Source organism: Agromyces sp. NPDC055661 (assembly GCF_053618135.1).
In genome coordinates, this window is record NZ_JBSHHC010000001.1 from 2424737 (window position 1) to 2447982 (window position 23246).

Sequence of the window (23246 nt, forward strand, 5' to 3'; positions counted from 1 at the left end):
GAGCCGCCCGTCCCGCGCACCGCACCGGGGCGTGCGCGCGTGATCGGCATCCTGACCGGATTCGCGGTCATCGCGCTCGCCGTCTTCGTCGGCTGGGTGGCGGCCCGGACGGGTGTGCTGCCGCCCGAGGCGAGGCCCGTGCTGGCGCGCCTGAACTTCAACGTGCTGGCGCCGTTCCTGCTGTTCTCGGTGCTCGCGACGGCCGACGTCGGCGCGCTCTTCTCGGCGCTGCTGCCCGTGTCGGCGCTCACCGCCGTGGCGATGATGCTGATCTTCGCCCTCGTCGCGCTGCTCGCCTGGCGGCGCACGCTCGCGCAGACGGTGATCGGCTCGCTCGCCTCCGGCTACGTCAACGGCAACAACTTCGGCATCCCGATCGCCGTGTACATGCTCGGCGACGCAGCCTGGTCGGCGCCGGTCGTCCTGCTCCAGCTCCTGCTGTTCGCGCCCATCGCCCTGGCCGTGCTCGGCGCCAAGGTGGAGGGTCGCGCGTCGGCGTGGGACATCGTGCGGTCGACGTTCACGAACCCGATCATCGTGGGCTCGCTCTTCGGCGTGCTGGTGGCGGTCACCGGCATCGAGCTGCCCGCGTGGGTGCTCGACCCGATCGAGCTCATCGGGCACGCGGCGGTGCCGCTCATGCTCATCGCCTACGGCCTCTCGCTCCATGGGCAGCGACTCCTCGAGCCGGGCACCGGCCGTCGCGACGTGCTGCTCGCCGCGACGCTGAAGCTCGTGGCGATGCCGCTCGCGGCGTGGGCGCTCGGCCGCTTCGTGTTCGGGCTCGAGGGCATCGAGCTCTACGCGGTCACGGTGCTGGCGGCGCTGCCGACCGCCCAGAACGTGTTCGTGTTCGCGCAGCGCTACGAGACAGCCGAGGTGGTGGCGCGCGACACCGTCTTCGTCACCACGATGGGATCGGTGCCGGTGCTCTTCGCAGTGGCGCTGCTGCTCGGCTGACCGGGCGCGGCAGGATGGTCGCGAGCGCGTTCGTGCGACCCCGTGAGCATGAGCGACCCTCGCGACCCTGCCAGCGAAGGAGACCGCATGCCGTTCCGCACCGACGACGGGCAGCCCCTCGGCGAGCTGCTGCTGGCCCAGCGCCCGGCCGACGGCCATCGCTTCGATGTGCGGGCCGGGTTCGTCTACGACGACCCGGTGACGGGCCGCCGCTACACGGTGCCCACGCGTCCGCCGGGGGCGCCGCTGTCCGCCCCCGGCGTCGCGGAGCCGCCCGTGCACGGCGTGACCGACCTCGCCTCGGTGCCCATGTGGATGTGGAGCTTCATCGCGAGCTACGGACGCCAGTCAGCGCCGGCGATCCTGCACGACGAGCGCTCGATCGTCGCGGCGGAGCTCGGCGATCGACCAGCCGCCCTCGCGCAGCGCCGCGAGGACGATCGGGTGTTCCGCACGGGACTCCGCGAGCAGCGGGTTCCAGTCCTACGGTCGTGGCTGATGTGGGCGTGGGTCGCCGCCGACCGCGAGCGGCAGTTCGGCGGGGCGGCGGGCGTGCTGCTGCTCGTGCAGTCGATCGTCGGGGCGATCGTGGTGCTCGGGGCATCCGTCGCCGCGTTCTGGAACCCGTGGTGGCTGCTCGCGCTGCCCGCCGTGGCGCTCGCCGCGCTGCCCTGGGCGGCCGCCCGCCTCGCGACGCTCGTGCTCCTGCTCACGGGATCGCTCGCGGTGCTCGGCCCGCTGCTCGCGCTGCACCTCGTCGCGCTCGTGCCGTTCCGGCTCGTCGAGGCGATCGTCGAGGTGGCCGCGGGGGGCGACCCGCGGGATGTGGTGCGGCCTACGGTCGCGCCGGCTCCGGCTCCGGGTCCGCCTCCGGCTCTCGCTCCAGGGCCGGATCGGTGATCGGCGAGACCGACGGCGTCGCGGCACCCGCGTTGGCTTGCGCTCCACGCCGCTTCGGCTCGGGGTAGAACCACCAGTCGTCCGCCCATCGGACGGACCTTCGAATGCTGCGTCGCACATGCCAGCCCCACCACTCCGTCGCGGCACGAGCGTCATCGAGCGCGTCCTGGACGTCGCGCGATTGGAGGCGGAGGGCTCGACGCCTGGCGTACTCGCGCCTGAACTCATCGCTCCTCGCCGCCCCGCGCAGTGTCAAGGGGCTCCGCCCCGCGGACCCGGAGGCCGCGGCTCCGCCGGGACCGGGGCTCTTGATGGCCGCGATCGCCGTGGCCGCCACCTTCGAAGCGGCGACCACCTCGGGTGCCACTGTCGCAGGGTCCACGGTCGTGCCCGGCTTGTAGGCGGGGACGGCAGTCGGGACCCTCGCGAGGAACGGCTGGAAGAACACCAGCGGGGCACCGACGAGGATGACGACGTACCAGGTCCAGAGCCAGAACGAGTTCTGCGCCCAGTCACCGCGAGCGGAGTACCAGAGCGCGAACGCTGCCGCGACAGTGTATGCAAGCCGCGGGACAGACGAGAGTATCAGCCATCGCCAGGGATTCCTGGGGGTGCGACTCCATGCGAGCGCGCGCGTCGTCAGCCCGGCGAGCACCTGATTGAGCCAGATCAGGATGGCGAGCAGGAGCGCAGACGACACCGCCCATCCCCATGCCGTCAACTGCGGATCCTCGTTCGTCCCTGTGATCAGGAACGACATGGATTGAACCGGATTGAAATCCTCGGTGTCGGCGAATGGGATCCAGCCGAGCACGGTCGCGAGGGCCTGCCCGATCCCTACGAAGGCTTCGGCGAGCCATGCCGAGACGAGCGGCAGTCCCGGCACGCATCCGGCGATGACGATGGCGAGGAGCATGTTCACGCCGAGTGACTTCTTGTCGATGACGGCGAGCCGGTTCGCCAGGTAGCCGACCTGGTCGTCCGGCTCCGGAAAGCCGGGCGGCAGCAAGCTCCGCGCGGCCGGCTCCACGACTTGCATCGTGTTGTCGAAGTACATCGAGTGATCGAGGAAGGGCTGGCTCGTGTTGTGGACCGCATGCTCCTCGGGACCGAATGATGCGTCGATTCGGGCTCGGACCCGTGCCGCCCGAGCCGATTCCGTAGTCGCCGGTTCAGCGGGCGCCGGCGAATAGGCGGCGCGCCACCTTCGACCGAGAGCCTGTGCGTTGTCCGCGATCGGACCCGCAGAGAATGGATCCCAGATCGCCCAGTAGTTCGACCAGGTCGTCCTGGGCGCTGTCTCCGTCCACGCGATGACCGGCTGGTAGAGGTCCGGGCGCCCCTTCCAGTGCTCCCGACCCAGAAGAACGACTGCAGCGCCCACCGTCGTGAGATGCGTGACGCCGTAGTCACTCGGTACGAGCCCGTCGCTGAAGAGGGTGTACGCTGCGACGGCCGCACCCTGGGAATGAGCGAGGACCTCGACGCGCGGGTGGTCGTCGTCCTGCACCGGTTCGGGGAGGCCGTCCTTCCTTCGACGCTCCCGCTCGGCCTTCTCGGCGTCGGGATCGATGCCGACGAGGCGGGCTGCCGTGTCCAGCGCCTCTCGGAGCACGATTCGCATAGCAGTTGCTCGCAGTGGCCGTTCCTTCCAAACGGCGACGTCGCCGATCGATTCGACGATGCCGTCGATGATCGCCTGCGCCTTGTCCTTGAACCACGGAATGAGCAGCAACGGACTCAGCAGCGGCAGCAACACGCTCGCGATGATGCCCAGCGCGATGACGCCCACCGCGACCGCCGCGTAGACGAGCATGGCGAGGACCAGATGGAGCCCATCGAGGATGCGCAGGAGCACGTGGGGCCATCCTCTGTGGACCGTCCACGAGATCCACGGGATGACCACGATGGTGCGACCGAACTGGCGTAGCATCCGGCCGATGGCTCGCCAGAGGAAAGCGACCGACCAGCGGAATACCTGACGACGGGTCATCGGCACGAACGACTCAGACCAGCGGGCCTCGATGATGGCCACCTTCCAGGTGCGCACACCGTCGACGGACTCCTTCGCCGAAGATGGCACGCCGATCTCCGCCGTCACCATCGGCACTGGACCCGAGAGATCGGACTCGCGAACGGTCACCCCGAACTGGCCTGAATCGGCGACCGCACCGACTGACTGATCTCGGGTCAGCCAATCGAGACGCTCGACGATCGGCTCGGCCCATTCGAGCAGGATCTGGCTCTTATAGGCATTCCCCATGCCGTGCACCAGCACGAGCGCGACGTCGAACGGGGGCGTCACGACGCGGGGTGATCCGTCCGCCTTGACGTTCGGGTCGAATCGCTTCGGTGTGGGGACTTGGACTCGGATCAGCTGCTCTTCAACGAGGTCGGAGCTCGGTGCGATGCGCATGGTGTTCCCATCGACGGCAAGAGTCGATCGAGCCGAGGCGTCGCCGCCATCGGCGTGATTCCCCGATCAGGGGACGTCGGTGCGTCAGGCGGGCGCACCGGTAGCGCGTGCTGGCACCCAGCGTGCACCCTCGGTGCCTCCTCCCGCATCGGGGGTACTACTGAAATCGCCGGGCCGCAAGAGACCGCGTCAAAGCATCCCTCCGAGCCGTCAGATCACGGTCGTGTCGGATGCCGCGGGCGTCGCGTCGGGCGTCCAGCCGTGGAAGTGCTTCGCCCACCACGTCGCCCACGCGCCCTCGGGCTGCAGGTTGGCGCGCCGGGTCGCGAGCTCGCGGCGGTACTCCTCGCTCGCGATCGCGATGCCGAGGCGCATCGGCTCGGGCGGCGGCACGATTCGCGGCGTCGCCTCGAGGCTCTCCTGCTCGGGCACGATGCGCGGCGCCGGCGAGAACCGGGGCTCGACGATGACGAAGCCGGCGATCGCCGCGAGGACGACCGCGCTCACGACGAGCCAGCCCGTGCTGGGCTGGGGCTCCCACCAGTCGAGAACGGCGAACCACACGACCACGGCGGCGGCGAGGACGTAGAGGGCACGCGGGATCGCGGTGAGCACGAGCCAGGTGCGCACGTCGAGCGGGCAGCGGTCCCACACGATCGAGCGCTCGGTCTGCTTCTGCATGAGCTGGTTGAGCCAGACGAGGAGGGCCGCGATGAGCGCCGATGCGACGATCCAGCCGATCGTCGAGAGCCGCGGCGGTGTGCTGCCCTGGTCGATGAGGAACCCGACGGACGCCGAGGCGCCCGAGCCGTCGAGCCCGGGGACGAGCGAGATGACCCATCCGATCGCGTCGGCGACGGTCTGGATGAGCCAGGCGAAGAACACGGACGCGCCGGAGAGGCCGGGCAGGATCGCCGCGATCAGGAACGCCGCGATGGTCGAGAGGCCGAGCGACTTCTTGTCGATCACGACGAGGCGGTTGCGGATGTACTCCACCGGCTGAGGCACGGGCGGGAACTCGTCGCCGAGCAGGTGCCGCACGGTCGGCTCGACGACCTGCACGGTGTTCGCGTAGTAGACGCCGTGGTCGAGCCAGGGCTGGCTCGTGTTGTGCACGGCATGCTCCTCGGGGCCGAGTGCGAGCGTCTCGGCGGACGGGAAGTACGCGGCCTGCCAGCGCTTGCGCGCGGCATCCTTCGTGTCGGTGATCGGGCCGGCCGAGAACGGGTCCCAGATCGCCCAGTGGTTCGACCAGGCGACGTGCGGCTTGCCCTCGAGCTCGTTCGCCGCGTTCCGCTCGATCCAGGTCTTGACGGGCGTGTAGGTGTCCTTGCGGCCCTGCCACTTCTCGCGGCCGAGCAGCACCACCGCTGCGCCGACGGTCGTGAGCCGGCGCACGTTGAGCTCGGCGGGATCGAGCTCCTCGAACAACGCGAAGGTGGCCACCGCCGCACCTTGCGAGTGCGCGAAGAGGTGCACGTCGCCGTCGTCGCCGACGAGCTCCTTCGCCCGCGTGAGCGCGTCACGCACGACGAGCCGCATGGCGGACGCACGCACGGGACGCTCCTTCCACGTGGCGACGTCGCCGATCGACTCGACGAGCTGGTCGAGCACGCCCTGTGCGACGTTCTTGAACCACGGGATGAGCAGCAACGGACTGAGCAGTGGCAGGATCGGCGTCAGCACCACGCCGACCACGACGAGGAACGTCCAGACGACGAGGAACGCGATCGTCGACACGATGACTCGGATCAGGTCGACGATGAGGTTGAGCCAGCGGGGGAGCAGGAGGGTGTTGCGCGGGGCGCGCAGGTGGTGCCCGAGGGTCAGCCACGACAGCACGACCATGGTGTTCCAGAACAGGCTCAGCGTGCGCGTGATCGCCCGCCACATGAACGGCACCGCCCAGCGGAACACCTGCGCCCGCGTCATGGGCACGAACGACTCCGACCACCTGGCCTCGAGGACCGCGATCTTCCGCTCGACGGTCTCGACCGGGGCATGCGGCGCGTCGGGGTCGCGTCGCTTCGGGAACCGGACCGTTGCCGTGACGATCGGGCTGTCGCCTGAGAGGTCGGAGTCGTGGATCGTCACGCCGTGCGTCGCGTTCGCACCGATGATGCGGTCGCGGGCGACCCAGTCCATGCGCTCGAGCAGCGGCTCGGCCCATTCGAGGAGGATCTGGCTCTTGAACGCGTTGCCCATGCCGTGCACCACCACGAGGGCGGCGTCGAAGGTGCCGGGATCGGGTCGGCTCGCCGACTCGGAGCCCTTGGCCGGGGCGATGAGCATCTGGTCCTCCTGCGTCGGGCGACATCGGGCGCGTCGCCTGACCGCACGCTAGTGGTCGGCGGTTCGCCGGATCAAGCGCCATCCCCCGAACGCGGGGCGCGGCGGCGGCGCAGCGCACCGTACGCGCGCATCAGCTGCGGCACGACGAGGTAGACCGCGAGTGGCACGACGACGAGCGTGAGCACGAAGGCGCGCAGCACCGGATGCCACGACTCCGCGATCGGCGCGATGAGCAGCATGCCGACGGCGACGAGCGGGAAGATCGCCAGCCATGTGATCACTGCGCGCACGTGCACCGACGGCGGGGCGGGGAGGGGGGCGTGCGCTGCGGCGGCGGCCGGCGCTGCGGCGGCGGGTGCGGCTGCCTCGGATGCTGCGGCCTCGACGGCGGGGGTGGGGGCGGTGGTCATGTCGACTCCTGTGGTCATTTCCAACTGAACGGTTGTAATTGAAGCACGCCGCACTCGAAATCGCAACTGTTCGGTTGGAGATTGCTACACTGGCCGCATGGCCTGGGACACCGAGCGCACGAAGCGACTGCTGCTGGATGCCGCGACGGCCGAGTTCAGCGAGCACGGGCTCGCCGGCGCCCGCGTCGACCGCATCGCTGCGGCAGCGGGCGTGAACAAGGAACGGATCTACCAGTACTTCGGCAAGAAGGACGACCTCTTCGCGGCCGTGCTCGCCGCCCGCCTGCGCACGTCGATGGACGAGGTGCCGATGCGCGGCGTCGGCGCCGACGCGGTGGGCGACTACGCCGGCCGCCTGTTCGACCACCACCTCGTCGACGGCGTCATCCCGCGATTGGTCTTCTGGGAGGGGCTCGAGCGGGGCGCGGCGACGGCGGCCGACGCGGCGCGCGCGGAGTACCACGCCCAGAAGGTCGAGCGGTTCCGCGAGCTGCTGCCCGGCGTCGACCGCGATGCGGCCGGCGAACTCCTGCTCACGATCGTCTCGCTCGTGAACGCGTGGCCGGTGCTCGGGCACCTCGACGCGTTCCTCGTCGACGGCGGCCCCGACCGCGCGGCGCGACGCCGTGCGGTGCTCGTCGCGTCGGCGACCGCGCTCGCTCGCGACGCGATCGACGCCGCGGCATCCGCCGCCTGACTCGGCCGCCTCGCACCCTCGATCGGGGGCGCGGCACTGCCGTTGCCGGGACCCTCTCTCCGCAGAAGCGGTAGATCGATCGACTGGGCGACAAATCGACTGGGCGACAAATCGACCGGGCGACAAATCGACCGGGCGACAAATCGACCGGGCGACAAATCGACCGGGCGACGAGGCGACGAGTCAACTCGTCGATTCGTCGACGAGGCGACAGTGCGACAAGTCGGCATGTCGAGAAGTCCACGAATCCACCGGTTCTGCGGAGAGATACCCCCGTCCGCCATCGAGAGATCCGTCGAGCGAATCCGCGCGAGCGCGAGGTTCAGTGATAACCCTGATGCCCGCCGCTCGAGGCGTCCGTAGCGTGGGAACCGGTCGTCGAGCCGTGGACCGCAGGGGGAACTGTCACCACGGACGGCGGCCGGAGAGCCGGTCAGCACCTGGTCCCGGACCGGGTGGGACCGGCTCCCCCCTTTCTCCCCGGCAATCGCCGGGACCACCCGATCACCACCAGCCCAGACCCGCCGGCACACGCACGGCCCGACGAGCGGAGCACCCATGGACCACACGACGCGAGCCGCGCGCCTCACTCAGGGCCGCCCGGCGCACGCCGCCCTGCTGCCGAAGCGGCTCGACCGCGCGGTGAGCTGGACCGACTTCCGCACCGCAGTTCGGTACGACCCGTCCAACCGGCTGCTGATCGCGGTGCCCGCCATCAGCGCCAAGCGCGCCGAGCACCCGTGGCTCGGCGAAGCCGTGACGCTGCACACGCAGGTCGGTGAGGCCGACGTGTACCGCCGCGGCTACGAGCACGGCACGGTGTACTGGTCGGAGCGCACGGGCGCTCACGAGGTGCACGGCGAGATCGCCGAGCGCTGGCAGGCGGTCGGCGGCGAGCGATCGTTCCTCGGACTGCCCACGACCGACGAGCAGCGGCTCGACGGCCCGACCGGCGACGCCGGCGGCTTCGCGCACTTCGAGGGCGGCTCGGTCTACTGGACGGCCCGCCACGGCGCGGCCATCGTGCACGGCATGGTGCGCGACATCTGGGCGCTGCTCGGCTGGGAGCGCTCGAGCCTGGGCGTGCCCGTCGCCGACGTGATCGTCGACCCGGCCACGGGTGCGATGAGCGGATGCTTCGAGCACGGCACCATCGCCTGGTCGCCGTCGCGCGGGCCCGAGATCACCGTCGCCGACGCGACCGCCGCGCTCGACGACGCCGACCGCGACACGCTCGGACGGCTGAGCACCGCGTTCGCCCCGCGGGCCTGACCCGCGACGGCGGGTCGGCTGCGCCGGTGAACCGCGGCACGCCCGCGCCCCACCGCATGACAGACTCGGACGGATGACCGCGCCGCTCCTCGACCTCGCCCCGCGCCCGTACGACGCCGACGCGATGTACGACGCGTTCGTGGCGTGGGCCGCCGGCCGCGGCTTCTCCCTCTATCCAGCGCAGGACGAGGCGATCATCGAGATCGTCTCGGGCGCGAACGTGATCCTGTCGACCCCGACCGGCACGGGCAAGTCGCTCGTCGCGGTCGCGGCGCACGCGGCATCCGTCGCCCGAGGCGGGCGCAGCTACTACACGGCGCCGATCAAGGCGCTCGTGAGCGAGAAGTTCTTCCAACTCGTCGAGATCTTCGGCGCGCAGAACGTCGGCATGGTCACGGGCGACAGCTCGGTCAACCCGGATGCCCAGATCATGTGCTGCACGGCCGAGATCCTCGCGAACCTGGCCCTCCGGCACGGCGCCGACGCCGACGTCGACCAGGTCGTCATGGACGAGTTCCACTACTACGGCGACCCCGAGCGCGGCTGGGCGTGGCAGGTGCCGCTCATCACCCTGCCGCGCGTGCAGTTCGTGCTCATGTCGGCCACGCTCGGCGACGTCACCGCGATCGCCGACGACCTCGCACGCCGCACCGGCCGCGACACCGCCCGGGTCACGGGCGTCGACCGCCCGGTGCCGCTGCATTTCTCGTATGCGAAGACGCCCGTGCAGGAGACCGTCGAGGAGCTGCTCGAGACCCGGCTCGCGCCCGTCTACATCGTGCACTTCTCGCAGGCCGCGGCGATGGAGCGCGCGCAGGCGCTGTCCTCCATCCGCGTCGTGACGAGGGAGCAGCGCGACGAGATCGCCGAGGCCATCGGCGGGTTCCGGTTCACGACCGGCTTCGGCAAGACGCTGTCGCGGCTCGTGCGGGCCGGCATCGGCGTGCATCACGCGGGCATGCTGCCGCGCTACCGCCGGCTCGTCGAGACCCTCGCGCAGCGCGGGCTGCTCCGGGTCATCTGCGGCACCGACACGCTCGGCGTCGGCATCAACGTGCCGATCCGCACGGTGCTCATCACGGCGCTGTCGAAGTACGACGGCCAGCGGATGCGGCAGCTCAGCGCCCGCGAGTTCCACCAGATCGCGGGGCGCGCGGGCCGCGCCGGCTACGACACCGCGGGCACCGTCGTCGTGCTCGCGCCCGACCACGAGATCGAGAACGAGGTCGCGATCCGCAAGGCGGGCGACGACCCCAAGAAGCTCAAGAAGGTCGTGCGCAAGAAGGCGCCGGCGGGGTTCGTGACCTGGGGCGAGGGCTCGTTCGAGCGACTCGTCGCCGCGGAGCCCGAGGCGCTCGTGCCGCAGCTGCAGCTGACGGCGGCGATGCTGATCAACGTGATCGGGCGGGGCGGCGACGTCGTCGGCGCCATCCGCTCGCTCGTCTTCGACAATCACCAGTCGCGGGCCCGGCAGTACGAGCTGGCGCGTCGCGCGCTCGAGATCCTGCGCACGCTGAAGGTCGCCGGCGTGGTCGAGATCCTCGAGCCGTCCGCGCCCGGGCGCCTCGCCGACCTGCGGCTCACGGTCGACCTGCAGCCGAACTTCGCGCTCAACCAGCCGCTGTCGCCGTTCGCGCTCGCGGCGATCGAGCTGCTCGACCCCGCCCCTTCGACGGACTCAGGGACCGGTGGCGTCGGCACGGGGCACTACGCGCTCGACGTCGTGTCGATCATCGAGTCCACGCTCGACGACCCGCGGCCGATCCTCTCGCAGCAGCAGTACAAGGCGCGCGGCGAGGCCGTGGCCGCGATGAAGCGCGACGGCATCGAGTACGACGAGCGGATGGCGCTGCTCGAGGAGGTGACGTGGCCGAAGCCGCTCGACGAGCTGCTCGACGTCACCTTCGAGACGTTCGCGTCGAGCCAGCCGTGGGTTCGCGACTTCGAGCTCTCGCCGAAGTCGGTGGTCCGCGACATGTTCGAGCGCAGCATGTCGTTCGGGGAGTACGTCTCCTTCTACCAGCTGCAGCGCAGCGAGGGGCTCGTGCTGCGATACCTCTCCGACGCGTTCCGCGCGATCCGCCAGACCGTGCCGACCGACGCGAAGGACGAGGAGCTGCTCGACATCATCGAGTGGCTCGGCGAGCTCGTGCGGCAGGTCGACTCGAGCCTCGTCGACGAGTGGGCGGAGCTCGTCGACCCGTCGTCGCACCTTCCCGAGGACGAGCAGGCCGTCGTGCCGCCCGCGCCGCCGTCGGTGGTCACCAACCGCCGCGCGTTCACCGTGCTCGTGCGCAACGAGCTGTTCCGGCGCGTGCAGCTCGCGGCGCTCGAGCGCGACGAGGAGCTCGCCGAGCTCGACCCCGACGTCGGCTGGCCCGACGCGCTCGACCGCTACTACGGCGAGCACGACGAGATCCTCACGGGCGGCCCGGCGCGCTCGCCGCGGCTCGTCACGATCGACGAATCGGATGCCGCGAGCGGCCTGTGGCGCGTCGAGCAGGTGATCGACGATCCCGCGGGCGACCACGACTGGCGCATCCGCGCCGAGGTCGACCTCGAGGCGTCCGCGGAGGAGGGCGCCGCCGTCGTGCGCGTCACCGAGGTCGTGCGGCTCTAGCGTTCCGCGGGCGAGCGACTACGCGACCGCGAGCATCCCCGCGGCCGTCAGCGCGAGCACGAGCCCGACCCACTGCACGGGCGCGATGCGCTCCTCGAGCACGAGCGCGGCGAGCAGGATCGTGCCCGCCGGGTACATCGCGCCGAGCACCGCCGCCACCGAGAGGTCGCCCGCGCGGATGCCGACGAGGAGCAGTCCGTTCGCCACGACGTCGACGGCGCCGCACGCGATCGCGAGCTGCACACCCAGTGCCGTCGTGCTGCGCACGGGCGCGACGGCGGCGCCGACCGACGCGCGCTGCGGCATCCGCTCGGCCCGGGGCTCGTCGTGCCGGCGACGACGGGTGATGCCGACGAGCGCCAGCACCCCGAGGACGGCGAACATGATGACCGCGTTCACGACGCGGTTGACGACGAGCGGCAGCACGCCGCTCTGCTCCGAGGTCTGGTCGATCGTGATGAAGAAGGCGCCGATCGCGATGCCAGAGCCGATGGCCATCAGGATGCCGCGGAGGCTCGGTCGCACGGCGCCGCGCTCGGGCACGAAGCCGACGAGCACGACCGCGACGAGCGCGAGTCCGAGCGCCCAGTAGCCGAGGGTCGCGAATCGCTCGCCGCCGACGACGAGGCCCCACACCATCGGCACGACGGCGGACACGACCGCCGTGAGCGGGGAGAGGATGCTCATCGGCCCGATCGCGAGGCACGCGTAGAGCAGCGAGATCGCGACCGCGCCCGCGACGCCCGACAGCACGCTCCAGAGCAGGTCGCCCGGCAGCCAGGTGCCGCCGAGGAACGGCAACGCCGCGAGGAGCAGCACGAAACCCGTCAGCGACGCGACGGCCGTGACCAGGATGGAGCTCACGCGCTTGGCGGCGAGTCCGCCGAGGAAGTCGGCCGCGCCGAAGACGAGCGCTCCGGCGAGCGAGAAGACGGCGGTGAGCATGGTCGTCCCAGCGTAGCCGCGGCGATCATCGTGCTCATCCGAGCAGGATGGAGGGTCGGCGGCGCACATCTGCGCATGATCCGTGAACACCGCGTGAAAACGGGCGTACGAAGCAACGGAAACCCCTTGGCAGCGTCGGAGGCGGTGCCTAGGCTACGGACCAGTGCTCCCTGCGAACCCGACCTGCGCCGACAACGTCGTCGAGCCCAGGCTCCGCAGGTGCACCCAGAGGTAGGGGATCAGAGGAGAGTCATGCCACGTCGCAGCACTGTTCATCGTCTGTCTGCCGCGGCGGTCGCCGCGGCAGGCGCACTCGTGGCGGGAGTCCTCGCCGCACCACCGGCGTACGCCGCAACCGTCAGCATCGCCGACGTCCAGGGGAGCGCCCTGCTCTCCCCGCTCGCCGGGCAGAGCGCGACCGTCGAAGGCGTCGTCACCGGCGACCACCGGACGGGCGGCTATCGCGGCATCTACGTGCAGACCGAGGGCTCCGGCGGCGCGACCGACGCCACCCCGGGTAGAAGCGACGGTATCTTCGTCTTCGTCGGGAACCGCACCTTCGATCTCGCGATCGGCGACAAGGTCCGCGTGACCGGTCCGGTCTCCGACTTCTCGAGTGCGTCGAACCCGACTGACATCCAGAAGGTCACGCAGATCAGCGTCAGCAGCGCGCAGACCGGGTCGATCGAGCGACTCGGCGTTGGCGTGCTTCCCCAGCCGACGGCGCTGCCGGCGACGGTGCTGGGCAATGCGCGTGAGGCGTTCGAGGGCATGCTCGTGCGGCCGACCGGCACGTACAAGCTCGTCTCCACGCACAACGCGCAGAACTTCGGCGAGCTGTGGACGAGCGCCGGCAGCGCCATGCCCGTCGAGGCGTTCGAGACCGCGGTGCCCGGCACCACGGCCGCGAACAACATCACGACCGCGAACAACAACGCCCGACTGCTGCTCGACGACGGCTACAGCATCCGCACCGACAACGCAGCGCACCCGGGCGAGCAGCCGTACCTCACGAAGGACGCCGTCGTGCGCAACGGCGACAACGTGACGTTCCCGGCGGGCGGCGGCCTACTCAGCTACGACTTCAACAACTGGCGCGTGCAGCCGCCGCTGCCGATCAACGACGCGAGCCCGGCGAACCTCAAGCCGACGTTCACCACGGGCAACCCGCGGCCGACCACCGTTCCGCAGGTCGGCGGCGACATCAAGGTCGCGGCGTTCAACGTCCTGAACTACTTCACGACGCTGACGTCGCAGAACCCCGACGCGCGGGGCGCGGCCACGGCCGAGCAGTTCGCGATCCAGAAGGCGAAGATCGTCAACGCGATCAACGCGCTGGGCGCCGACGTCGTCGCGCTCCAGGAGATCGAGAACTCCGTGAAGCTCGGCGAGACGGCCGACGAGGCGCTCGCCGACCTCGTCGCCGGGCTCAACGCCGCGGCGGGCTCGAAGGTGTGGGACTACGTCCGCACGCCCGACGCCCTGAAGGACGCCGCGATCACCGACGTCATCACCAGCGCGATCATCTTCAAGCCCGCCGTCGTGAAGCCGTCGGGTGAGGCGCAGACGATCATCGACGAGACCGTGTGGGACATCGCGCGCGAGCCGATCGCCCAGACGTTCAGGTACGGCAAGTCGTTCGTGACCGTCGTGGCCAACCACTTCAAGTCGAAGAGCGGCACCGACCCGACACCGCAGGCGGGTCAGGACGCCTTCAACGACGAGCGGGTGGAGCAGGCGCAGTCGCTCCTGAAGTTCGCCGACGGCCTCTCCGACGGTCGCAAGAACGCCGTGTACCTCGTGGGCGACTTCAACTCGTACGCCAAGGAGGACCCGATCAAGGTCTTCACCGACGCGGGCTGGAGCGACCTCCTGTTCACCAAGGCGCGCGGCCAGTACACCTACACGTTCGACGGCGAGCTCGGCTCGCTCGACCACGTGATCGCGTCGCCGGCTGCGGCCGACCGGGTGACGGGTGTCGGCGTCTGGTCGATCAACTCGCCCGAATGGGCGGGTCGTGAGTACCCGGGCCCCGCCGCTGACGCGAGCAACCCGTTCCGCTCGAGCGACCACGACCCGATCCTCGTGGGCGTCGGCACCGAGAAGGTCCCCGGCACGGTCGACATCGACCTCGTGACGGTGAACGACTTCCACGGGCGCATCGAGCAGGCCACCCCGTCTGGCGGCATCGCCGCCCTGTCGACCGCGGTGAAGCAGATCCGTGCGGGCAACCCCAACACGGTCTTCGCCGCGGCCGGTGACATGATCGGCGCCTCGACGTTCACCTCCTTCATCCAGAAGGACGTGCCGACGATCGACGCGCTGAACGCTGCCGGGCTCGACGTCAGCTCCGTGGGCAACCACGAGTTCGACCAGGGCTTCGCCGACCTCACCGACCGGGTGATCCCGCTGGCGAACTGGGAGTATCTCGGCGCCAACATCTACCAGAAGGGCACCAAGACGCCCGCCCTGCCCGAGTACTACACCCGGACGTTCGACGGCGTGACCATCGGCTTCGTCGGTGCGGTCACCGACGAGCTGCCCTCGCTGGTCAGCCCGGGCGGCATCTCGGGCATCGACGTGGGCTCCCCGGTCGAGGCGGCGAACCGCGTGGCGGATCAGCTGAGCGACGGCAAGAAGCAGAACGGCGAGGCCGACATCGTGGTGCTCCTCGTGCACGAGGGTGCGGCGACGACGGACAAGTCGTCGGCGCTCGACGCGGGGTCGCGCTTCGGCAAGATCGTGCTCGGTGCGAACAAGAACATCGACGCGATCGTCTCGGGTCACACGCACCTCGCCTATAACCACGTGATTACCGACAAGGACTCGGCGCAGTTCAAGCACGCGCCGATGCCGGTCATCTCGAGCGGTCAGTACGGCGAGCGGTTCTCGGTCATGGACATCACGTTCAACAAGGCGTCCAAGACCTTCACGATGAAGAACGACATCTTCAACATGATGGACGGCACCACCGCGCTGTACGCCGATGACCCGGCCGTGAAGCCGATCGTCGACGCAGCAGTGGCCAAGGCCAACGAGCTCGGCAGTGTCGTGCTCGGTACCGCGAACGCGGACTTCGGCCGCGCCGTGGCATCGGACCCGACCGGCGCCGCGTCGTTCCCCGAGAACCGAGGGGGCGAGTCGACCCTCGGCAACCTCGTGGCCGACGTGCAGCTCTGGTCGCTCAACGAGGACGGCACGCGTGACGTGGACATCACGTTCATGAACCCGGGCGGCCTCCGCGCCGACCTGGCGAGTGGCGAGGTGACGTACCGAGAGGCGGCCGACGTGCAGCCGTTCGCGAACACGCTCGTGACGATGAACCTCACGGGTGCGCAGATCAAGGACGTGCTCGAGGAGCAGTGGCAGCCGGCAGGCGCGTCCCGTCCGTTCCTCAAGCTCGGAGTGAACAAGGAGTTCACGTACACCTACAACCCGAACCCGCTCCCGATCTCGCGGACGAGGACGCACATCACCGAGATGTTCCTCAATGGCGTGGCGATCGACCCGAATGCAACCTACAAGGTGGGCGTCAACTCGTTCCTCGCGACGGGTGGCGACAACTTCACCACGCTCAATTCGGGCACGAACAAGGCGGACAGCGGCAAGGTCGACCTCGAGTCGATGGTCGACTACTTCGAGGCCTTCGACACCATCACGCCGGATCTCGCGCAGCGAGCCGTCGGCGTGGTCGTGCAGGGCGGCCCCACGTTCGCCCCGGGCTCTCAGGTGACGGTCAACCTGTCGTCGCTCGAGTTCAGCCGCACCGAGACGGCGGCCGGCACGGTCGCGGTGACGTTCGGTGGAGCGACGATCGGCACTGGCACGGTCGTCCGGGCGTACACGCCGACCGTCGACGAGATCGGCACGGCCACGGTGACGTTCCAGGTGCCCGCGGGCACCAGCGGACCGACCCGGTTCGGCATCACGACACCGGTGGGCACCACTAGTTCGTTCGTGATCAACGTCGGCTGAGTCGAGGCGCATGACGGAGACGGCCCCGGGCGCGAGCCCGGGGCCGTTCCCGTTCCCGATCGGCCGGGCCGGTTAGGCTGAACGGGTGATCTCCCGGGGCGCACGAGTCGCACGCGGAACGGCCGTGGCCGTGTTCGCGACGTTCGTGGCCTCGCTCGCGCACACCATCGGCGGTGGTGCACCTCCCGGACCCGTCGCCCTCGCGGTCGCGCTCGCGTTCTCCGCACCGCTCGCGATGGCGCTCTCCGGTGCCCGGGCGAGGATGCTCCGCACCGCCGTCTCCGCGCTCATCGCCCAGGGCGTGCTGCACCTCACGTACGCGATCGGCGAGCCCGCCACCCGATCGATGCGGAGCGGGCATGCGACCGCGCACCTGAGCGTGCCCGGGGCATCCGTCGATCATGGGAACGTCTGGATGCCACTGGCGCACCTCGGGGCCGCCGCGCTCACCTTGGGCGCGCTGGTCGCGGGCGACCGGATCGTCGAGGCCGTCGGCCGTGCGCTCCGCGTGTTCGTGCGACGGCTCACGTCGATCCCGGCGCCGGTCGTCGCGCCCGCGTTCTCCCTACCCGTCGATGCGCCGCGTCCCAACTTCGCCGGGCGCCTGCTCGTCTCGGGGCTCTGGTCGAGAGGTCCTCCGAGCGTCCTCGCCGCGTCTTGACGCGGCCGACGCTTCCCACCTCTTCTTCCTTGCCGGCGCTCGCGCACACGCGCGCGTCCGCACCGAACACGAAAGCATCCCATCATGCGCATCGCACGCCTCTCCCTCGCCGGCCTCGCCGGCGGCGCCGTCCTCGCGCTCGCGGCCGTCCCGCTCGCCGCCAGCGCCCACGTCACCGTCACGCCGAGCGGCACCGCCGCAGGCAGCTACACCGTGCTGACGTTCGCGTTCAGCCACGGCTGCGAAGGGTCGCCGACCACGGCGATCGCGATCGACATCCCCGAGTCGATCGCGAGCGTCTCGCCGACGCTCAACCCGAACTACACGATCGAGAAGGTCGCCGACGGCGACCGCACCTCGCAGGTCGTCTACACCGCGATCACGCCGGTGCAGGACGGCTACCGTGACACCATCGAGCTCTCGCTCCAGCTGCCCGAGGACGCGGCCGGCGAGACGCTCGCCTTCCCCGTGCTGCAGACCTGCGAGGTCGGCGAGACCAACTGGAACCAGGTCGCCAAGGAGGGCGAGGAGGAGCCCGAGAGCCCGGCGCCCGTCATCGTCGTGACCGAGGCGACGGGCGACGGGCACGGCCACGGCGCCGCGACCGAGGAGGCGGCGTCCGACGAGCACGGCGACGGCCACGCCGAGGGCGCCGAGGAGACCGCGGCGACGTCCGACGACTCCGACACGGTCGCGCGCGTGCTCGGCATCGGCGGCCTGGTGGTCGGCGTGGTGGGCATCGTGCTCGCGCTCGCCGCGCGCCGTCCGCGGTCGGGGGCGTGATGTCCTCGACGCGTTCGGTGGCAGGGCCCACGGCATCCCGGCGGCGCGTCGCGGCACGGTTCGGCCGTCTCGCGGCGGTCGTCGCGGCATCCGCGGCGCTGGCCCTGCTGCCTGCGATCTCGGCGTCGGCCCACAACTACCTCGTGGGGACGACGCCCGCGAAGGACGCCGTGGTCACCACCCAGCCGGGCACGGTCTCCCTCGAGACGAATGAGGCCCTGCTCGACGTCGAGGGCGGCTCGGTCATCCAGGTGCAGGGTCCCGACGGCAAGTACTACGGCGAGGGATGCGCCGTGGTCGACGGGCCCGTCGCCACGACGCAGACCCAGCTGGGCGCGCCCGGCGTGTACACGGTGACGTGGCGCGTGGTCTCGACCGATGGACACCCGATCTCGGGCACGTGGGCGTTCACGTGGCAGCCGGTCGACGGCATCGCGCTCGCGGAGGGATCCGACGAGCCGGGCGCCTGCGGCGGCACGTCGGCCGCTGCGCCCGAGGCGTCCGCGCCGGCCGACGAGTCCGACGCGCCGGGGGAGTCCTCGGAGGCGGCCTCGGCCGCGCCGACCGACGCGCTCTGGATCGTCGGCGGCGTGCTGCTCGCGGCCGTGGCGGCGATCGTCACCTGGCTCGTCGTGCGCCGTCGGGCGTGATCGGCGGGAGCGGTCCGATCGCCTGAACCCGTCCTCCCCAGCCCGGCTTCGGCATCGGCCGCCGGGCCGGGGAGGCTTCCGGCTCACCCGTCGTGGGTGCTCGTTACACTCGACGGGTGAGCTGGAACGCGGAATCCCACGGCCCCGAGGAGGTCCCCTGGGATCCCGATGAGCTCGCCCCGCCGCCCGACGACGAGTGGGCTCCGCCGCCCCCCGACGAGGGGCGACCTTCAGCCGCCGCACAGGGCTGGGGCACGCCGACGGGTGCCGCGTCACCGGGCCGCGCCGCGACCGAGCCGCGCGTCGTGCGCCCCGCCCCGCCCCGTTTCGCGACCGCCGACGAGGCGCTGCACACGGTGTTCGGGTACGACGCCTTCCGCGGCGAGCAGGCGGCGATCATCGAGCAGGTCGCCGGCGGTGGCGACGCCGTCGTGCTCATGCCCACGGGCGGCGGCAAGAGCCTCTGCTACCAGATCCCCGCGCTCCTGCGCGAGGGCACGGGCATCGTCGTCTCGCCGCTCATCGCGCTCATGCACGACCAGGTCGACGCCCTCGTGCGCAACGGCGTGCGGGCCGCCTACCTCAACTCGAGCCAGCTGCCCGCCGAGCGCGCCGCGGTCGAACGGGCCTACCTCGCGGGCGAGCTCGACCTGCTCTACATCGCCCCCGAGCGCCTCAACGCCGAGCCGGTCAAGCGATTCCTCGAGGGCGGCCGCATCGCGCTGTTCGCGATCGACGAGGCGCACTGCGTGTCGCAGTGGGGCCACGACTTCCGGCCCGACTACCTCGCCCTCTCCGAGCTCGCCGAGCGCTGGCCCGACGTGCCGCGCATCGCGCTCACCGCCACGGCCACCGAGGCGACCCATCGCGAGATCACGAGCCGGCTCTCGCTCGAGGGCGCGAAGCACTTCGTCTCGAGCTTCGACCGGCCCAACATCCAGTACCGCATCGGGCCGAAGCTCGAGGTGCGGCGCCAGCTCCTCGACTTCATCCGCAGCGAGGGCACGGATGCTTCGGGGCACCCGGTCTCGGGCATCGTCTACGCGCTCTCGCGCGCGAGCACCGAGAAGATCGCCGCGTTCCTCGCCCAGAACGGCGTGAACGCCCTCCCGTATCACGCCGGACTCGAGGCGGGCCTGCGGCGCCGCACGCAGGAGCGCTTCCTGCGCGAAGACGGCATCGTCGTGGTCGCGACCATCGCGTTCGGCATGGGCATCGACAAGCCCGACGTGAGGTTCGTCGCGCACGTCGACCTGCCGAAGTCGGTCGAGGGCTACTACCAGGAGACGGGCCGCGCCGGCCGCGACGGTGCGCCGGCCACGGCGTGGCTCGCCTACGGCCTCCAAGACGTAGTGCAGCAGCGCCGCATGATCGACGAGAGCCCCGGCGACCTCGCGCACCGTCGCCGAATGTCGCAGCACCTCGACGCGATGCTCGCCCTGTGCGAGACCGTGCAGTGCCGCCGCCAGAACCTCCTCGCCTACTTCGGCGAGCGCAGCGAGCCCTGCGGCAACTGCGACACCTGCCTCGAACCGCCCGCGTCGTGGGACGGCACGGTCCCGGCGCAGAAGCTCATGTCGACGATCGTCCGGCTGCAGCGCGAGCGGCGGCAGCGCTTCGGCGCGGGCCACCTCATCGACATCCTGCGCGGCAAGGAGACCCCGCGCGTGCGCCAGTACGGGCACGACGCCCTGGCGACCTGGTCGATCGGCGAAGACCTGAGCGACCAGCAGTGGCGCGGCGTCGTGCGGCAGCTGCTCGCGCAGGGTCTCCTCGAGACGCACGGCGAGTACGGCACGCTCGCGATCACCGATACCGCGTCCGACGTGCTGTCGGGTGGCCGCCCGGTCATGCTCCGCACCGAGCCCGAGCGTGCGGCCCGCTCGCGCGGTCCGAAGGCGGCCCCCGCCGCTGCCGACCTCGAGCCCGCCCAGGCCGAGCTCTTCGAGGCGCTGCGCGCCTGGCGCGCGGGGGAGGCGCGCGAGCAGGGCGTCCCGGCCTACATCGTGTTCGGCGACGCGACGCTGCGCGCCGTCGCGGTGGCGCGGCCGGCGAACCTCGGCGAGCTCGATGGCATCACCGGCATCGGCGCGAAGAAACGCGAGGCCTACGGCGAGGCGCTCCTCGCAGTGGTCGCGGCGGCATAGCCCGGCCGTCGGGTGCCCGCTAGGATCGCCGCAAGCGCGGTTCGCCGCGGCATCCGTTCGCCCGACCGAGGGAGTGCCATGTCAGACCAGTTCGCGACGAAACGGCCGCTCGGGGTCACGATCGTGGCCGCCCTCTCCATCATCGCCGGCATCATCGACGTCATCGCGGGCATCATGCTGCTCGCCGTGCAGGCCGATCCAGCGGTCGTCGAGCGGGCGGGCGGCGCCGGCCTCGTCGTGACCGCCGCGATCGTGTCGCTGCTGCTCGGCGCGGCCATGATCGTCATCGCCTTCGGCCTGCTGCGCGGATACGCGACGGCCCGCATCGCCGCGACGGTGCTGCAGGTGTTCTCGCTGGCGCAGTCGATCTGGCTCGGCATCGTCAACCCGGCGATGCTCCCGAGCGAGATCCTCAGCGCCCTCCTCGCGATCGCCCTGCTCTTCCTGCTGTGGTCAGGGGAGGCGAGCCGCTACTTCAAGGGCCTCGCGCCCGACGAACCCGCAGCCTGAGGTTCAAAACCAAGCGGCATTCGGTTTATGATGAACCGGATGCCGGACGCGAACGTGCCGGCTGGAGCATGAAGGAGTGCTGCGGATGACCGACACGACGGCGCAGGCCGACCCGACGACCACGACCGAGGCGGCGGATGTCGCGGGCCCGACGACCACGATCGACCCGACCGCGGGCAGCGACCTCGACACCCGCTACCGCGACGCGAGCCTCTCCGTCGACGAGCGCGTCGAGATCCTGCTCTCGCAGATGACGCTCGCGGAGAAGGCCGGCCTCTTCTTCCAGACGATGATCGCGATGAACGAGGACGGCACGCTGTCCGACGGCGACCCGGTGTTCGGCCTGCCGGCGACCGACGAGTACGTCAACGGCCGGCTCATGAGCCACTTCAACATCCTCGCCGCGGCGAAGACGGCCGAGGCCATGGCGGAGTGGCACAACCGGCTCCAGGAGCTCGCGGCCGCCACGCGCCTCGGCATCCCCGTCACGATCTCGACCGACCCGCGCCACTCCTACAGCGACAACCCGCTCGCGGGGCTCATGGCCGGCGCCTTCTCGGTGTGGCCCGAGACGCTCGGACTCGCGGCGATCGGCGACGAGGCGGTCGTCGAGCGGTTCGGCGACATCGCCCGGCAGGAGTACACCGCCGTCGGCATCCGCGTCGCGCTGCACCCGCAGATCGACCTCGCGACCGAGCCGCGCTGGTCGCGCCAGCTGCAGACCTTCGGCGAGGATCCCGACCTCACGAGCCGACTCGGCGCGGCGTACATCCGCGGCTTCCAGGGCGCCGAGCTCGGGCCCGACTCGGTCGCGACCATGACGAAGCACTTCCCGGGCGGCGGCCCCCAGCTCGACGGCGAGGACCCGCACTTCGCGCACGGCCGCGAGCAGGTGTATCCGGGCGGCGCCTTCGAGACCCACCTGCAGCCCTTCGAGGCGGCGTTCGACGCGGGCACGAGCCAGATCATGCCGTACTACGGCATGCCGGTCGGCACCGAGTACGAGGAGGTCGGCTTCGGCTTCAACAAGTCCGTGATCACCGGCCTCCTGCGCGAGCGCTACGCGTTCGACGGCATCGTGTGCACCGACTGGGGCCTCCTCTCGGACGCCGAGATCCTGGGCCAGGCCTTCCCGGCACGCGCGTGGGGCGTCGAGCACCTCTCGACCCGCGAGCGCATGGTGAAGGTGCTCGAAGCCGGCGTCGACCAGTTCGGCGGCGAAGCGATCCCCGAGCTGCTCATCGACCTGGTGCACTCGGGCGAGGTCGCGGAGGAGCGCCTCGACGTCTCCGCGCGCCGCCTGCTGCGCGAGAAGTTCGTGCTCGGCCTCTTCGACCGCCCGTTCGTCGACGTCGAGCGCGCGAAGCTTGTCGTCGGCTCGCCCGAGTTCGTGGCCGCCGGCGAGGCGGCGCAGCGCGCGTCGATCACGCTGCTCACGAACTCGGTGACGGATGCCGGTGCGCGCACGCTCCCGCTCGCCCCGGGTCTCAGGCTCTACGTCGAGGGCGTCGACGCCGAGCTCGCCGCCGAGTACGGCACCGTGGTCGCGACCCCCGAGGAGGCGGACGTCGCGATCCTGCGCGTCCAGGCGCCTTGGGAGGAGCGCCCGACGGTGTTCGAGAACTTCTTCCACGCGGGCTCGCTCGACTTCGCCGAGGCCTTCGTCGCGCACGTGCGCGCGGTCGCGGCATCCGTGCCCACCGTCGTCGACGTGTTCCTCGACCGGCCGGCGATCCTCACCCCGTTCGTCGACGAGGTCGCCGCGATCGTGGCGAACTGGGGTGCGAACCCGCGCGCCGTGCTCGACGTGCTGACCGGCGCGGCCGAGCCGAAGGGACGCCTGCCGTTCGACCTGCCCTCGAGCATGGCCGCGGTCGAGGCCAACCGCCCCGACGTGCCGTTCGACACCGCCGACCCGCTGTTCCGCTTCGGGCACGGCCTGCGCTACGAGCGCTGACGACCCCGCACCGACACCGTCGGGACCATCATCGGGTGGCGGATGCCGCGA

Annotated in this window: 16 protein-coding genes; 12 read left to right on the forward strand and 4 right to left on the reverse strand. The window is 70.9% G+C overall.

Annotated elements, in window-relative coordinates; translation table 11 throughout:
* Positions 1-39: 39 nt before the first annotated feature.
* Complete coding sequence (locus tag ACWGO8_RS11105) at positions 40-960, forward strand: AEC family transporter (RefSeq protein ID WP_452043114.1); 921 nt, start codon at positions 40-42, stop codon at positions 958-960.
* An 87-nt stretch (positions 961-1047) separates the two neighbouring features.
* Positions 1048-1860, forward strand: a complete 813-nt coding sequence (locus tag ACWGO8_RS11110) for a DUF1353 domain-containing protein (protein ID WP_452043115.1) — start codon at positions 1048-1050, stop codon at positions 1858-1860.
* On the opposite strand, the gene ACWGO8_RS11115 is transcribed toward ACWGO8_RS11110, so the two are convergent.
* The 3 genes from ACWGO8_RS11115 to ACWGO8_RS11125 all read right to left on the reverse strand — a co-directional run bounded on the left by ACWGO8_RS11115 (position 1796) and on the right by ACWGO8_RS11125 (position 6978).
* Positions 1796-4276 (reverse strand): hypothetical protein, encoded by a 2481-nt coding sequence (locus ACWGO8_RS11115; RefSeq protein ID WP_452043116.1) that lies wholly within the window; start codon positions 4274-4276, stop codon positions 1796-1798. The genes ACWGO8_RS11110 and ACWGO8_RS11115 overlap by 65 nt on opposite strands.
* A gap of 210 nt (positions 4277-4486) precedes the next feature.
* Positions 4487-6568, reverse strand: coding sequence for a hypothetical protein (locus ACWGO8_RS11120; RefSeq protein ID WP_452043117.1), 2082 nt, complete (start codon positions 6566-6568; stop codon positions 4487-4489).
* Between the two features lie 71 nt (positions 6569-6639).
* The gene (locus ACWGO8_RS11125) at positions 6640-6978 is read right to left on the reverse strand and encodes a hypothetical protein (protein WP_452043118.1); all 339 of its coding nucleotides are present in this window, start codon (positions 6976-6978) and stop codon (positions 6640-6642) included.
* Between the two features lie 97 nt (positions 6979-7075).
* On the opposite strand from ACWGO8_RS11125, the gene ACWGO8_RS11130 reads away from it, so the two are divergent.
* From ACWGO8_RS11130 to ACWGO8_RS11140, 3 genes are all read left to right on the forward strand, one after another.
* A complete protein-coding gene (locus ACWGO8_RS11130; protein WP_452043119.1) occupies positions 7076-7675 on the forward strand; it encodes a TetR/AcrR family transcriptional regulator in 600 nt (199 codons plus the stop codon).
* A gap of 558 nt (positions 7676-8233) precedes the next feature.
* Entirely contained in the window at positions 8234-8947 is a 714-nt protein-coding gene (locus ACWGO8_RS11135; RefSeq protein WP_452043120.1) for an LGFP repeat-containing protein, read from the forward strand.
* 73 nt (positions 8948-9020) lie between these two features.
* Positions 9021-11567, forward strand: coding sequence for a DEAD/DEAH box helicase (locus tag ACWGO8_RS11140; protein WP_452043121.1), 2547 nt, complete (start codon positions 9021-9023; stop codon positions 11565-11567).
* Between the two features lie 18 nt (positions 11568-11585).
* Here ACWGO8_RS11140 and ACWGO8_RS11145 read toward each other — a convergent pair whose 3' ends face one another.
* Positions 11586-12512 carry an EamA family transporter gene (locus tag ACWGO8_RS11145; RefSeq protein WP_452043122.1) on the reverse strand — a complete coding sequence of 309 codons (927 nt, stop codon included), beginning with the start codon at positions 12510-12512 and terminating at the stop codon, positions 11586-11588.
* Positions 12513-12827: 315 nt separating this feature from the next.
* On the opposite strand from ACWGO8_RS11145, the gene ACWGO8_RS11150 reads away from it, so the two are divergent.
* The 7 genes from ACWGO8_RS11150 (at position 12828) to ACWGO8_RS11180 (ending at position 23195) form a co-directional block, all read left to right on the forward strand.
* Positions 12828-16487, forward strand: coding sequence for an ExeM/NucH family extracellular endonuclease (locus tag ACWGO8_RS11150; RefSeq protein ID WP_452043123.1), 3660 nt, complete (start codon positions 12828-12830; stop codon positions 16485-16487).
* A gap of 85 nt (positions 16488-16572) precedes the next feature.
* Complete coding sequence (locus ACWGO8_RS11155) at positions 16573-17148, forward strand: hypothetical protein (protein WP_452043124.1); 576 nt, start codon at positions 16573-16575, stop codon at positions 17146-17148.
* An 84-nt stretch (positions 17149-17232) separates the two neighbouring features.
* Positions 17233-17931 (forward strand): YcnI family copper-binding membrane protein, encoded by a 699-nt coding sequence (locus ACWGO8_RS11160; RefSeq protein WP_452043125.1) that lies wholly within the window; start codon positions 17233-17235, stop codon positions 17929-17931.
* 17 nt (positions 17932-17948) lie between these two features.
* Complete coding sequence (locus ACWGO8_RS11165; protein ID WP_452043126.1) at positions 17949-18581, forward strand: copper resistance CopC family protein; 633 nt, start codon at positions 17949-17951, stop codon at positions 18579-18581.
* Positions 18582-18697: 116 nt separating this feature from the next.
* Complete coding sequence (gene recQ, locus ACWGO8_RS11170) at positions 18698-20728, forward strand: DNA helicase RecQ (RefSeq protein WP_452043127.1); 2031 nt, start codon at positions 18698-18700, stop codon at positions 20726-20728.
* Between the two features lie 78 nt (positions 20729-20806).
* The gene (locus ACWGO8_RS11175; protein WP_452043128.1) at positions 20807-21238 is read left to right on the forward strand and encodes a hypothetical protein; all 432 of its coding nucleotides are present in this window, start codon (positions 20807-20809) and stop codon (positions 21236-21238) included.
* Between the two features lie 85 nt (positions 21239-21323).
* Positions 21324-23195: a glycoside hydrolase family 3 protein gene (locus ACWGO8_RS11180; RefSeq protein ID WP_452043129.1), complete on the forward strand. Its 1872-nt coding sequence runs from the start codon at positions 21324-21326 to the stop codon at positions 23193-23195.
* The last annotated feature ends 51 nt before the right edge of the window (positions 23196-23246 follow it).

What these genes read in the sequence shown, in the direction of transcription:
- ACWGO8_RS11175 (WP_452043128.1), top strand. Translation starts at nt 20,807, where the DNA reads ATGTCAGACCAGTTCGCGACGAAACGGCCGCTCGGGGTCACGATCGTG.
- ACWGO8_RS11125 (WP_452043118.1), bottom strand. Translation starts at nt 6,978, where the DNA reads ATGACCACCGCCCCCACCCCCGCCGTCGAGGCCGCAGCATCCGAGGCA.
- ACWGO8_RS11110 (WP_452043115.1), top strand. Translation starts at nt 1,048, where the DNA reads ATGCCGTTCCGCACCGACGACGGGCAGCCCCTCGGCGAGCTGCTGCTG.
- ACWGO8_RS11140 (WP_452043121.1), top strand. Translation starts at nt 9,021, where the DNA reads ATGACCGCGCCGCTCCTCGACCTCGCCCCGCGCCCGTACGACGCCGAC.
- ACWGO8_RS11160 (WP_452043125.1), top strand. Translation starts at nt 17,233, where the DNA reads ATGCGCATCGCACGCCTCTCCCTCGCCGGCCTCGCCGGCGGCGCCGTC.
- ACWGO8_RS11180 (WP_452043129.1), top strand. Translation starts at nt 21,324, where the DNA reads ATGACCGACACGACGGCGCAGGCCGACCCGACGACCACGACCGAGGCG.
- ACWGO8_RS11115 (WP_452043116.1), bottom strand. Translation starts at nt 4,276, where the DNA reads ATGCGCATCGCACCGAGCTCCGACCTCGTTGAAGAGCAGCTGATCCGA.
- ACWGO8_RS11130 (WP_452043119.1), top strand. Translation starts at nt 7,076, where the DNA reads ATGGCCTGGGACACCGAGCGCACGAAGCGACTGCTGCTGGATGCCGCG.
- ACWGO8_RS11135 (WP_452043120.1), top strand. Translation starts at nt 8,234, where the DNA reads ATGGACCACACGACGCGAGCCGCGCGCCTCACTCAGGGCCGCCCGGCG.
- ACWGO8_RS11145 (WP_452043122.1), bottom strand. Translation starts at nt 12,512, where the DNA reads ATGCTCACCGCCGTCTTCTCGCTCGCCGGAGCGCTCGTCTTCGGCGCG.
- ACWGO8_RS11120 (WP_452043117.1), bottom strand. Translation starts at nt 6,568, where the DNA reads ATGCTCATCGCCCCGGCCAAGGGCTCCGAGTCGGCGAGCCGACCCGAT.